Source organism: Sorangium sp. So ce117, from assembly GCF_051524395.1.
Classification (GTDB): domain Bacteria; phylum Myxococcota_A; class Polyangia; order Polyangiales; family Polyangiaceae; genus Sorangium; species Sorangium cellulosum_B.
The window spans coordinates 249,383-261,466 of record NZ_CP150309.1 but is presented as its reverse complement, the minus strand read 5'-3'; the positions used below and the strand labels follow the sequence as shown (position 1 = coordinate 261,466).

Annotated in this window: 10 protein-coding genes; 4 read left to right on the top strand and 6 right to left on the bottom strand. The window is 71.5% G+C overall.

Annotated elements, in window-relative coordinates:
- Positions 1–43 precede the first annotated feature (43 nt).
- Entirely contained in the window at positions 44–706 is a 663-nt protein-coding gene (locus WMF46_RS01070; protein WP_437983886.1) for a TetR/AcrR family transcriptional regulator, read from the bottom strand.
- 127 nt (positions 707–833) lie between these two features.
- Between WMF46_RS01070 and WMF46_RS01065 the strand changes: the two genes are divergently transcribed.
- Together WMF46_RS01065 and WMF46_RS01060 are read left to right on the top strand one after the other, a co-directional pair.
- A complete protein-coding gene (locus WMF46_RS01065) occupies positions 834–1,442 on the top strand; it encodes a VOC family protein (RefSeq protein WP_437983885.1) in 609 nt (202 codons plus the stop codon).
- A gap of 231 nt (positions 1,443–1,673) precedes the next feature.
- Positions 1,674–2,099: an organic hydroperoxide resistance protein gene (locus WMF46_RS01060; protein WP_437548723.1), complete on the top strand. Its 426-nt coding sequence runs from the start codon at positions 1,674–1,676 to the stop codon at positions 2,097–2,099.
- On the opposite strand, the gene WMF46_RS01055 is transcribed toward WMF46_RS01060, so the two are convergent.
- The 3 genes from WMF46_RS01055 to WMF46_RS01045 form a co-directional block, all read right to left on the bottom strand.
- Complete coding sequence (locus WMF46_RS01055; RefSeq protein ID WP_437983884.1) at positions 2,085–4,019, bottom strand: ABC transporter ATP-binding protein; 1,935 nt, start codon at positions 4,017–4,019, stop codon at positions 2,085–2,087. The genes WMF46_RS01060 and WMF46_RS01055 overlap by 15 nt on opposite strands.
- Complete coding sequence (locus WMF46_RS01050; RefSeq protein ID WP_437983883.1) at positions 4,016–5,950, bottom strand: ABC transporter ATP-binding protein; 1,935 nt, start codon at positions 5,948–5,950, stop codon at positions 4,016–4,018. Before WMF46_RS01050 ends, WMF46_RS01055 begins: the two co-directional genes overlap by 4 nt.
- 154 nt (positions 5,951–6,104) lie before the next feature.
- A complete protein-coding gene (locus tag WMF46_RS01045; protein WP_437983882.1) occupies positions 6,105–7,655 on the bottom strand; it encodes a hypothetical protein in 1,551 nt (516 codons plus the stop codon).
- A gap of 674 nt (positions 7,656–8,329) precedes the next feature.
- Here WMF46_RS01045 and WMF46_RS01040 point away from each other — a divergent pair.
- Positions 8,330–9,241, top strand: a complete 912-nt coding sequence (locus tag WMF46_RS01040; protein ID WP_437983881.1) for a LysR family transcriptional regulator — start codon at positions 8,330–8,332, stop codon at positions 9,239–9,241.
- Between the two features lie 95 nt (positions 9,242–9,336).
- Here WMF46_RS01040 and ilvE read toward each other — a convergent pair whose 3' ends face one another.
- Positions 9,337–10,227: a branched-chain-amino-acid transaminase gene (gene ilvE / locus WMF46_RS01035; protein WP_437983880.1), complete on the bottom strand. Its 891-nt coding sequence runs from the start codon at positions 10,225–10,227 to the stop codon at positions 9,337–9,339.
- Between the two features lie 5 nt (positions 10,228–10,232).
- The gene (locus WMF46_RS01030; protein WP_437983879.1) at positions 10,233–10,946 is read right to left on the bottom strand and encodes an IclR family transcriptional regulator; all 714 of its coding nucleotides are present in this window, start codon (positions 10,944–10,946) and stop codon (positions 10,233–10,235) included.
- A gap of 259 nt (positions 10,947–11,205) precedes the next feature.
- Here WMF46_RS01030 and WMF46_RS01025 point away from each other — a divergent pair, with 259 nt between their 5' ends.
- Positions 11,206–11,898 carry an alpha/beta fold hydrolase gene (locus WMF46_RS01025; RefSeq protein ID WP_437983878.1) on the top strand — a complete coding sequence of 231 codons (693 nt, stop codon included), beginning with the start codon at positions 11,206–11,208 and terminating at the stop codon, positions 11,896–11,898.
- Positions 11,899–12,084: the final 186 nt, after the last annotated feature.

Sequence of the window (12,084 nt, the reverse complement as noted above, 5' to 3'; positions counted from 1 at the left end):
AGGCGGGGAGCGCCTCTGCGTCGCTCGACGGCTGTCGGGCCGCTCAACCGCGGCTGCGCGCCCGCTTGCCCTCCGCGGGTGCGAGCCATAGCTCGAGCTCGCCCGAGACGAGGTGAAAGTCGAACGCTTCGGCGTTGATCCCGAGCTGGGTCATGGCGCCGATGATGAAGGACGTGACCACGCGGGCCGCGGCGCGAGGATCCAGATCGGAGCGCAGCTGTCCGCCGCGCACGCCTTGCCGCACGAGGTGCTCGACAGCGAGGTTCCACTCCTTGTGGACGGCGCTCAGCGCGGTCCGCGCCGCCGGGTCGCGCTGCGCGCGCACGGAGAGCTCTTGCAGCACGGCCGCGAGGTGCGGAGTGTCCTGGAAGGTGCGCCATGCGCTCTCGAGGTGCGCTCTCAGGATCGCGCGCGCGTCCGCCGGCCCTGCGGCGCCCTGGCCTGCCGGGCGGCGCTGCGCCTCCACGAACTTGTCCGTCACGTGCGTGACGATGGCCGCGAGGAGCTCGTCCTTCGTCCCGAAATAGTAGTGCAGCGTCGAGATGTTGACCCCTGCGCGCGCCGCGATGTCGCGCGTCCGCAGCCCCTCGAGGCCCTTCTCGGCGATGAGCGTATACGCCGCGTCGAGCAGGTCGCGCCGCCGCGCTGCACCGAGCTCCGTGGCCGAGGTCTTGCTGGCCGAGGCGGCGTGTCTCGTCTTCGCCAAGTCCGCGCAAAGCTACAGGTTTTCTCCGGTCCCAGCAAGCGCCCGCGGCGCGCGCCTTGACCGTCCGGCCGCCGTCGCGTATTGTCAATCAACTAATTGATTGACTTCCATCGCATGGAGGAAATGCATGATGTCCTTGGAGCTCACCACCGCGCCTTTCGCCGCCCGGGTCCAGCGAAAGGCGATAGGCGTGGGGATGCGTCTCTTCTTCGCCTGGTCGCACCTTGCGTATCGCCTACTTCCGCCGTGGGGCGGCAAGCTGCGCGCGGTCGATCATCTCACGCTGCCGTGCGCCGATCTCGAGGTGGCCGAGCGGTTCTATGTCGGGCTGCTCGGCGCGCGCGTGGTGATGCGGGTCGACGTCCCGTTCCTCGAGCGGATGGGGCGTCCTGCGGACGAGATCGCGCGGGGGGTCCACCTCTCGGTCGTGTTCGCCGGGGGCCCGCGGTTCGACCTCTTCGAGTCGCCGATCGGGCAGCCGCCCCGCGGGGCGGATCATCCGCACTGCGCGCTCTGGGTCGCGCCTGGAAAGCTGCTCGCGTGGAAGGAGCGCTTGAACGCCGCTTCGGTGCCGACGTACGGCCCGACGCGGCTCGGTCCACCGGGCCAGGCGTCGCTCTATTTCAACGATCCATTCGGCAACCGCCTCGAGCTCGTCACGCTCGGCTTCACAGGGGAGATACCGGTCGGGGCGCCCGACGTCTCCGCGCTGAGCTACACCTGGGCTGGCCGGTGAGCTGCGAGCTTGCACTCAGCGGACTGCCAGCTGACTGCAAGCTGATGACAGGCGGATGACGCCGCGCGGTCGATGCCGGACGTGATTTCCGGGTGGCGTCTCCTCCCGCGGTTGCCCGGGAGGAGCGTGGGCACTATGGGAGCGTACCCGAACGGCGCTGCCCGGTCGGGCCGTGCCCGGCGGGGACGCGCTGCCCGTGACCGGGCTCATCGCCACGAAAGGAACGCTCCAATGCCTGTTGACGTGAAGTACACGACGCAAGCCACGGCCAATGGCGGCCGCGATGGCCACGCTGCCACTGCCGACGGTGCTCTCAAGGTCAAGCTCTCGACTCCGAAGGAGCTCGGCGGCGCTGGCGGCGAGGGGAACAACCCGGAGCAGCTGTTCGCGGCGGGTTATGCGGCCTGCTTCCTGGGCGCTCTCAAGTTCGTGGCCGCGCAGGAGAAGGCCCGCATTCCGGCCGAGGCCACCGTGACGGCGACCGTCGGCATCGGCCCGCGCTCCGAGGGCGGGTTTGGCCTCGACATCGGCCTGCGGATCGCGCTGCCGGGCCTGGAGCGGTCGCAAGCCGAGCAGCTTGTCGAGAAGGCGCACCAGGTTTGCCCCTACTCGAACGCCACCCGCAACAACGTCCCCGTCCGCCTAGAGGTCGCCTGACCTTCTGACGCCGCGCGCCCCCTCCACGGGGGCCGGCCCCTCATTCACGAGCTCCCGGTGGAGCGCCGCGAACGCTCCTCCGCGCGCGAGCAGCTCCGCGTGGGTCCCCTGCTCGACGACCCGCCCGTGGTCGAGCACGACGACGCGATCGGCGTGCCGGATCGTGCTCAGCCGGTGGGCCACGACGAAGCTCGTCCGCCCTCGCAAGAGCCTCCCGAGCGCCGCCTGAAGCCGGGCCTCGGTGAGCGCGTCCACGGCGCTCGTCGCCTCGTCGAGCAGCACGATGCGCGGATTGGCGACCATGGCGCGCAGGAAGCACACGATCTGCCGCTGCCCGAGCGACAGCGCCGTCCCGCGCTCGCCGACCTCGGTGCCCAGGCCGTCCGGCAGCGCGTCGAGCATGTCGAGCACGTCGAGGCCCCGCGCCGCGTCGCGGATCTCCGCGTCGGTCGCGGCGGGGTTGCCCAGGCGCACGTTGTCGAGCACCGTCCCGCTGAAGAGGAAGTTGCTCTGCAGCACCAGCCCGAGCTGCGCGCGCAGCGAGGCGGACGAGGTCGCCGCGAGATCGTGCCCGTCGACGGTGATCGACCCCGCCGTCGGCAGGTAGAGCTTCGCGAGCAGGTTCAGGATCGACGTCTTGCCGCTGCCCGTGTGCCCGACCAGCGCGATCATCTGCCCCGGCTCGGCGACGAGATCGACGCCGTGGAGCACCGGCTTGCCCGGATCGTAGGCGAAGTGGACCCGCTCGAACACGACCCGGCCGCGCACCGGGGGCAGCGCCGGGAGGCCGCGCTCGTCGGGCCAGTCGGGCGCGGTGTCGAGCACGCGGAAGAGCCGTTCGGCGCCCGCCATCGCCGTGAGGGCCTGGTTGTACTGATTGCCCAGGACGGGGATCGGGTTGAACAGGAGGTTCGCGAGGAAGAAGAACTCCACGAGCACGCGCAGCTCGATCGCGCCGTGAAGGGCCTGATAGCCGCCGACGACCACGAGGACGGCCAGGAACAGCTGCCCGTTGAACTCGAGGAGCGGGAGGAACGTCGCCGAGTGGCGCGCCGCATCCATGTTGTAGCGGGAGTGGTCCAAGATCAGCGCGCGGAACAGCCCGCCGTTGATGTCCTGCCGCACGAAGCCCTGCGTCACGCGCACCCCCGTGACCGACTCGGCGAGCGTCGCGGTCACGCGGGTGAAGCTCTCCTGCGCGCGCTGGTGGGCGGCCCCGAGGCGCTTGTGGAAGTAGACGATCAGCCCCCAGAAGACGGGGACCATCGCGACCACCACGAGGAAGAGCTGCCAGTGCGCGTGGGCCATCAGCGCCATCGCGACCGCCATGGTGCCGAGGTTCACCGTGCTCACGAACACGACGTCCTGCACCGCCACCCGGATCGCGTCGATGTCGGACGTCATGCGGCCGATGAGGCGCCCCACCTTCGTCTTCACGAAGAAGCGCATCGGCATGCGCAGGAGGTGGCTCTCCAGCCGATCGCGCATGTCGAACACCACCGCCTCGCCGAGCTCGAGCGCGAGCCGCGCGCGGTAGTGGAAGACGATCTCGGTGAAGAGCACGAGCGCCGCGAAGCCGAGGACGGCGAGCAGCGTGGCGCGCTCGTCGCGCCGGGCCACCGGGCCGCTGATGATGGCGCCGACCGCCCAGGTCAGGATCGGGAGCTGGATCGACCTGACCACCACGAGGGCGAAGAGCGCGTTCCGCTTGCGTGCGTATGGGCGGGTGAAGGCGAACACCCGCCGCGCGAGCCCGAGATCGAGCGTGCGGTGGTGCTGGTCCGCCTCGTCCTCGAGCGCCACGCGCGCGAGGCCGAGGCGCGCGTCGATCGGCGCCGCCTCGGCCGCGGAGCGGGCCGCCCCCGACGCCGCCCCCGACGCCGTCGCGGGGCGGCTCGGCGCGTCGACCGCGCGGCTCACGCCGGGTCCTCTGCAGGGCGCGCGGCCGCGGCGGCGCGGCGCGAGGGGGTGTCGTCGGCCCGCGCCCCGGAGGTGTGGGCGTCGTGCAGCGCGAGGGCGCTCGCGTAGTGGCCGCGCCGCCGGAGCAGCTCCTCGTGGGTCCCCCGCTCGGCGATGCGGCCCCGGTCGAGCACGATCACCTGGTGCGCGCGGCGGAGCAGGTGCGCCCTGTGCGTCGCCATGATCGTCGTCCGCCCCCGCGTCGCGCTGAGGATCGCGTCGAGGATCTCGCGCTCGGTGCTCGCGTCCACCGCCGCTGTCGGGTCGTCGAGCAGGAGCAGCGGCGGATCGAGCAGCACCGCGCGCGCGATGGCCAGCCGCTGCCGCTGGCCGCCCGAGAGGTTGGCCGCCGCCTCGCCGAGCTCGGTGTCATAGCCCTCGGGCAGCTCCCGGATGAACTCGTGGGCGCAGGCGATGACCGCGGCGCGCTCGATCTGCTCGCGCGTCGCGTGCGGGGCGCCGAACGCGATGTTCGCCGCCACCGTGTTGCTGAAGAGGAAGTTGTCCTGGAAGACGACCCCCATGCGCCGCCGGATCTGGTCGAGGTCGTGGCGCCGGAGGTCGATGCCGTCGAGGAGGACGCGCCCCGACGTCGGATCGTAGAAGCGCGGGATCAGGCTGAGCAGCGTGCTCTTGCCCGCGCCGGTCAGGCCGATCACCGCGACGAACTGCCCGGGCGCGACGTCGAGGTGGACGTCGTGGAGGACGGGCCTCTCCGGATCGTACCCGAACGTGACGCGCTCGAACACGAGGCGCCCCTCCACCCGCGCGGGGCGCGCCGGCGCCTCGGGGCTCGTGATCTCGACGGGGGTGTCGAGCACCTCGAAGACGCGCTTCGCCCCGATGAAGCTCTGCTGCGCGGTGTTGACGATCGTCGCCATGCTCGCGATCTGCCCCGAGAATTGCTGCAGGATGCCGGCGAACACAACGAGCTGCCCGAGCGTCATCCGGTCGCGCGTGACGAGCAGCCCGCCCATGCCGAGCAGGATGACGAGGTTCACCTGCCCGAGCAGATCGATGGTCGGGCTGAGCACGCTGACGGTCCGGAACGTGTCCTGCTGCTGCTCGCGCACCTCGCGGCTGCGCTCGTCGAAGCGGCGATGGGCCTCGCGCTCTCGCCCGAGCCCCTTGATGACCTGGATGCCCTGCAGCCCCTCCGTGAAGCTCAGGACCATGCGGTCCACGAGCTCCCGGTTGCGCAGGTAGGCGGGCTGCGCCCACCGGGCGAAGAGCGTGCTCGCGATCCAGAGGAGCGGCGTCGGGGCGAGGCACGCGAGCGTCAGCAGGACGTGCGCGCGGAGCATGTACGCGACGTACACGCCGAGCGACAGGACCATGATGACGCTCGGGAGCAGCACCCCGTCCACGAAGGAGCGCACGAGCTGCACATCGCCTGTGACGCGGTTGATGAGCGAGCCGCTCTTGTTGGCGTCGAAGAACCGGAAGCTCAGCCGCTGGAGCTTGTCGTACACCCGCGCCCGGAGATCCGGGACGATCTCCATGTGGACGAGGTAGCCCACCGAGAGCGCGTAACCGTAGTTGATCACCGCGCGCGCGGCCGCCATCGCGAGGATGGCCGCGCCGATCGAGAGGACCGCGCGCATGGGCTCACGCTCGGTGTCGACCAGCGTGCCGAGGCCGGCCGGCAGCTCGGGGAGGTGGATCGACGGATCGAGCCGGTGGCGGAGGATGTCGATGGCGAGCCCGGTCAGGCCGAGCCCGGCGAGCCCCAGCGAGAGCAGGATGATCTGGTAGCCGAGGACACGGAGGACGCGCCCCCGGTATGCCCAGCTCAGCCCGAGGAGCCGCAGCAGGAGCGAGCCCCCCTCGCGGGAGCGCCCTGTTTCAGGCGAAGCGAGGGAAACGACATCAGGACGTGAACCGGACAACATCAGCGCAGGGCACCTGGCATACCGGCCATGCCGGGGCCCGTAACCTACCGATTTGTGCGGCGTTCGCCAGCCGCGGGGACACGAACCCCGGGGCGCGGCCCGCGTGTCGCCCGGACCGCCGGGCCAGCGCCCTGACAGGGCTCCTGGCGCTCCGCTAGTACATCAGGTTGCCCTTGCCGAGCTGGAAGTTGATGTTCGATCCGAACTGATCGCGCGCGTTCTGGACGCGCGAGATCGCGTTCGAGATCCGGCCCTGGCGCTGCGACCAGGTCGCCGCCGAGAGGCCCGCCGCGATCTCGGTCTTCGCCAGCTGGAGGCGATCCGTGGAGACGGGGTGCAGCGGCGTGCCGCCGGCGTCGAGGACCTCCAGCGCGTCGTCGATCTCGGCCTCGGCCAGCTCCATCAGGCGCCTCTGGACGTCGGCGCGCGTGTCGTGGAACTGCTGGACGAGCACCTGGGCGGCGTTCAGGCGCTGCCTTGCGATGTCGAGGTTGAACGCCGCGTTCAGCACGCGAAGGAACCGCCCGATCTTGTTGATGTCGGTGTTGGGGAACTGGACGGGGCTGCCGAACCGCGCCTCGAGCTCCAGGCCTGCCGGCGAATCCCTGAAGAAGTTCGACAGATAGAACGCCACCGCGCCCTCGATCTGGTCCCCGAAGGCGTTCGTGTGGAAGAACGGCGGCGTGTCCACGGCCTCGATGAGGGGCGGGGTGCTGAACGTGCCGTCGCCGAACCCGTTGAGAAAGCCGATGTCCAGCACATCGATGTTGGGCGAGGCCAGCCCGGAGCCGCCGAAGCCGCCGTCGAACGCGCCGATGCTGCCGGTCGCGGGGGCCTTCCGGGTGCCGGTGTCCAGGTTGCGGTTGCGCCCCGTGTCCAGGTGGTTCGCGCCCGCGTTGGAGTGGCACACGTTGCAGCGGCCCCGCGCCGGGTCGAGGAACGCCTGCCGCCCCTCGTTCGCCTCGGGATCGGCGAGGTTCACCTGCGTGAGGTTGAGCTCGTTCGTCCGGCCAAGGCTCATCTGGTAGGCGAGCGTCAGATCGAGCTCCTGCGCCGTCGGGAGCCGGAAGGCCACCCCGGGCTCGCGGCCGAGATCCGTCGGGTAGTGCTGCGTGATCGCCCCGGTGAGGAACTCGCGCAGCGAGCCGGTGCCCGGGGCGCCGTCGCCCGACCAGCCCGTGCGATGGACCGGCGGGCTCGTTATCCCGTCCACCGGGTCCGGCGTGATGCTCGTCGCCAGCGAGAGCGTGTGGGGGACCGCGCGCATCGAGAACTTGTTGTCGAGATCGTCGAAGCCGTCGATGTTCTCGCGGATCAGGCCGAGCGTCTTCAGCTCGGGCGTCTCGAGATCGGTCAGCCCCGGGTCCTGCTCGAAGACGAACAGCGGGTCGAGGGGGTTATCCACGAGCAGAGCATCGATGAAGGGGATGTCAATCGTGAAGTTGTTTCCGACAGGATGGCACGTCCCGCAGGAGCGGCCGTTGCCCTCGAAGGTCTCGCGAAAGAAGATGTCGGCGCCCGCGCAGATCTCCCTCGTGACGAGCCCGGCGATCACGCGAGGATCCTGGTCGCACGCCGCGAGCCGCTGCTGAGCCGTGAGCGCGCTCGACGCCGCGCCGAGGGTTTCTACCTCGCCCTCGCCCTCCGGCGCGGCGGGGGCGCACGAGGCGAGGAGAGAAACAGAGACGATGGGAGCGAGGATCAAGGAACTCAATCTCAAACTTGGCATGACGCTCTCTCTTCTTGTTACGGTTGTTCGACACCGATCTCGAACCACGGCGTTCATGGATGCGGCGCGCCGTTCGGCGGCAGCGCCGACGAAACACAGGTGAAACCGACCTGGCGCTGCGACGACGGCCGACACGGGTCCGGCGCTGCGGGCGAGATGGCCGATCCAGGCCATTCGCGCGCCTTTGGAAGCACTCCGGAGGCTCGAGGCCCGGTCCTCGCGCGCTCCATGCGACAAGCGCGCTCGGGCCGCTCCGCCTCGATACGACCCCTTGCGGGGATCGCGCCACAGGCGATCTCAGGCGGCGATTACTTAGCGGACCGGACCAGACATGGCAACGTTCACAAACGTTCGCAGCACAAATCTGACTTCTTAACGAACCTTTACAAACAGGACCACGAGACGACATTCCCCGGCGGATCGGCCTGCAGCATCGCCGGGTATCGCCATGACGGCGGGCGGAGCGGGCGCGAGGAGGAGCCGTGAGCCCGGCTCCGCGGGCGTGCTCGGGAGATCGAAGCGGGACATGGGCGCGGAGGCCGGCGGCATCCCCCCACCGCTCTCGGTGAGGTCAGTGACCGTGCCGGCTCAATGGCCAACCTTTAGGTCGGCCGATGGCGCCCTTCCAACTCATTAGTAGCATGGGCCCCATGCATTCCGTGCATCTCGCTTCCATCGACCTGAACCTGCTCGTCGTCCTCGACGCCCTGCTGGCGGAGGGGAGCGTCACGCGCGCGGCGGCGCGCGTCGGGCTGAGCCAGTCGGCGATGAGCCACGCCCTCGGGCGCCTCCGCGTGTTGATCGACGATCCCGTCCTCGTGCGCACGCCGCGGGGGATGATCCCGACGCCGCGCGCGCAGGAGCTCATCGGCCCCATCCGCGAGGCGCTCGCCAAGATCGAGGCGACGGTCGCGCGCAGCCCTCGCTTCGAGCCCGCGACGGCGCGCCGCTCGTTCACCGTCGCCACGGTCGATTACGTGGAGCTCATCCTGCTGCCGCGGCTCGTGCAGAAGCTCGTCTCCGAGGCGCCCTTCATCGACCTCGTCGCGCGCCCCTACGACAGCGAGATGTGGAGCGCCATGGAGACAGGCAAGGTCGATCTCGCGATCGGCCTGCTCCCCGCCTTGCCCGCGGGGTTTTACCGGCAAAGGCTCATCGAGGAGCGCTACATGTGCGTCGTGCGGAGGAGCCACCCCGCGGTCCGGGGCAAGCTCACGCTCAAGACGTACACGAGCTTGCCGCACGCGCTCATCAGCCCGCGCGGCGAGGGCGGAGGCCGGGTGGACGAGGTCCTCGCCGAACGAGGGCTCTCGCGCCGCGTGGCGCTGCAGATCCCGCATTTTCTCGTGGCGGCCCACATCGTGGCCCAGACCGATCTCGTGCTGACCGTGCCGGCGCGCATCGCGCGCGTGTTCGCGGAGATGGAGGAGCTGCACGTCATGAAGCCGCCCGTGGAGCTCGGCGGGTTCTCGGTGGATCAGGTGTGGCACGAGCGGCACGCGAAGGACCCGGCGCACACCTGGCTGCGCGGCGTCTTCGCGGAGATCGCCCGCGACAGCTGACGCGCTCTCCCGCGCGGCGGCCAGGTCTCGCGGGAGCAGGGGCGAGCCGACGCGCCGAGTGACGCAAAAATGAACCGGTGAATCCGGGCTTCAGCTCAACCCGGGCCGCCGGGCGCGGCGATGAACGGGGCGCCCTCGGTCTCGGCGAGCTGCCGGTGGAGCGAGGTCAGGCGGGCCGTGACGGGGCCGCGCTCGCCGCGGCCGATCGTGCGCCCGTCGAGGCTCCTGACGGCGATCACGCCGGCGCCGGTGCCGGTCAGGAACGCCTCGTCGGCGGCGAAGAGGTCGAGCCGCCCGATCGAGCGCTCCACGACCGTGAGCCCGACGCCGCGCGCGAGCTCCATGACGGCCGCGCGGTTGATGCCCTCGAGGCACCCGTCGGTGGCCGGCGGCGTCGCGAGCACGTCGCCGCGGAGCGCGAACACGTTGGCCACGGAGGCCTCGGCCACGTGGCCCCGCGCGTTCAGGAGCAGCGCGTCGTCGGCGCCGCGCTGCCTCGCCTCGAGCTTCGCGAGCGCGGAGCCGAGGTAGTTCAGGCTCTTGATCCGCATGTCGAGCGCGTCCGCGTTGGGCCTCCTGTGGCTCGACGTGATGAGCTCGAGGCCGCGCCGCCGCTGCTCGTCGTCGAAGAGGCGGATGGCCCCCACGATGCAGAACAGCCCCGGCCGCTCGCAGGTCGTCGGGTCGACGCCGAGCGGGCCCACGCCGCGCGTCACCACGAGGCGCACGTAGGCCTCGGGCTGGCCGTGCGCGCGCGCCGTCTCCTCGACGATGGCGCGGAGCCCGTCGAGCGAGCGCGGGAGCGCGATGCCGAGCGCCCTGGCGCCGATCTCGAGCCGCGCGAGGTGGCGCTCGATCCGGAAGACGCGCCCCGCCGCGACGCGCATGCCCTCGAACACGCCGTCGCCGTAGAGCAACCCGTGATCGGTCACGTTCACGGTCGCGTCCGCAGCGTCGACGATCCGCCCATCGATCCATGTCTTCATGCCGTTCACCTCCTGCCCTCGCCCTGGAGGGCGCGCGCGACCCGCTCGGCGGCGTCGCGCGTGTGATTCACCGCGGCGTCACGACGATCGCCGCGCAGGCTCTGGGCGGCCGCGGCGCAGGCGACGCAGCCGTGCAGGCCGCCGCGCGCGAGCACCGGGGCCGCGATGACGGTGAGCCCGTCGATCCACGCGCCCTCGTTGACGTCGTAGCCGCGCTTCGCGGCGCGCCGCGCGGCGCGGAGCATGGCCGGGTCCGCGCCCGAGGCGCCCACGAGCTCCGGCGCGTGCGCGAGGTAGAGCCGGCCGCTCGCGGTGACGTCGACCGGCACCTCGGCCCCGACGGTGGGCGCCGCGCGGAGGAGCCCCGTGCCCTCCGCCTTGTCGAGCACGACGAGCCTGCCGGCGCGCGCGGCGACGAGGAAGAACGTCTCGCCGAAGGCGCGCGCCGCCCGCTCCAGCTCGGGCCTCGCGACGCGCGCGACCGCGTCGAGCCCCTGCGCCCCGAGCCCGAGCCGGATCAGGCCGACGCCGAGCCGGTAGCGCCCCTCCCCGTCCTGCTCCACCAGCGCGTGCGCGGCGAGCGACGCGAGCAGCCGGTGCAGGGTCGCCTTCGGCATGCGGAGCCGCCCCGCGAGCTCCGAGAGCGAAGCGCTGCCGCCGCCCTCGCCCAGCGCCTCGAGGGCGCGCACCGCCTTGTCGACCGTCCCGGATCGCTCCATGCTCGTTCCACTATTCGGAATGACGTTCCGATTATTGGTATAGCTCCATCCCGTGCCTCGGTCGAGGGCGCGGCTCGGGCGCGGCTCGGGCGCGGCGCGGCGCCGCGGGATCCCGGCGGGATGGCGGGCGGAGGCGCGCGGGGACCGGCGGAGGCGCGGGGAGAGCGGGCTCAGCGCTGCGGGCGACGCGCGCTGGTGTCGCTCGAGGGGGTCGGATAGCGTCTTCGGTCCCGCCGTGAGCTGCGGAGGAGAGGAGCACATGCGCAAGATCTCATCGGTCGTACTCGTCCACGGCGCCTGGCACAGCCCGTCCTGCTGGTCCCAGGTCGCGTGTCGGCTGCTCGCCAGCGGGCTCGACGTCCGGGTGCCAGAGCTGCAGAGCGTCGGGCCCGCCGCGGGCGGCCTCGCGGGGGACGCGGAGGCGGTGCGGGCGGCGCTGGCCGAGGCGCCCGGCGAGGCCGTCGTGGTCGCGCACTCCTACGGGGGATTGCCGGTCACGGAGGTGGCGGCCCGCGCGGGCAACGTCGCCCACCTCGTTTACGTGTGCGCGTTCATGCTCGGCCCGGGGGAATCCCTGCTCTCGGCGATCGGAGGCCAGGAGCCGCCGTGGTGGATCACCTCCGCGGATGGCCGGACGATGATGCCCGACCGCGCGCGCGACATCTTCTACAACGACTGCAGCGACGAGGTCGCGGCCGCCGCGGCAGCGGCGCTGCGGCCCCAGTCCAGGGCGTCCTTCGCGGAGCCGCTGGGGACCGCGGCCTGGCAGGAGCTGCCCTCCACCTACGTGATCTGCGAGCGCGACAACGCCATTCCGGTGTTCGCGCAGGAGGCGATGTCGCGGCGCGCGAGGGACGTGCGGCGCCTCGACGCGGGCCACTCTCCGTTCCTGTCGCAGCCGGACGAGGTGGCCGCGCTCGTGCGCGACATCGTCGCGGCCGCGGCCGGCTGAGCCGACGCCGACGCCGACGCGCGGCGACGTCGGGGCGGCCATCGCCCGCGCCTGGCCCCCGGAGCCGCATCGACATTTCGGCTCGACCAGCGAAACGGCGGCGGAGGGCTGCCGTATCCAGCAAGCAGGGCGGCCTGTCGCGACGGCCTGTCGCGATGGGCAGACCCGCGCCCGACGCTGCCGTGG

Excerpts from the sequence above, each read along its gene's own strand:
- WMF46_RS01065 (WP_437983885.1), top strand. The coding sequence starts at position 834 with ATGATGTCCTTGGAGCTCACCACCGCGCCTTTCGCCGCCCGGGTCCAG.
- WMF46_RS01060 (WP_437548723.1), top strand. The coding sequence starts at position 1,674 with ATGCCTGTTGACGTGAAGTACACGACGCAAGCCACGGCCAATGGCGGC.
- WMF46_RS01050 (WP_437983883.1), bottom strand. The coding sequence starts at position 5,950 with ATGTTGTCCGGTTCACGTCCTGATGTCGTTTCCCTCGCTTCGCCTGAA.
- WMF46_RS01040 (WP_437983881.1), top strand. The coding sequence starts at position 8,330 with ATGCATTCCGTGCATCTCGCTTCCATCGACCTGAACCTGCTCGTCGTC.
- ilvE (WP_437983880.1), bottom strand. The coding sequence starts at position 10,227 with ATGAAGACATGGATCGATGGGCGGATCGTCGACGCTGCGGACGCGACC.
- WMF46_RS01030 (WP_437983879.1), bottom strand. The coding sequence starts at position 10,946 with ATGGAGCGATCCGGGACGGTCGACAAGGCGGTGCGCGCCCTCGAGGCG.
- WMF46_RS01025 (WP_437983878.1), top strand. The coding sequence starts at position 11,206 with ATGCGCAAGATCTCATCGGTCGTACTCGTCCACGGCGCCTGGCACAGC.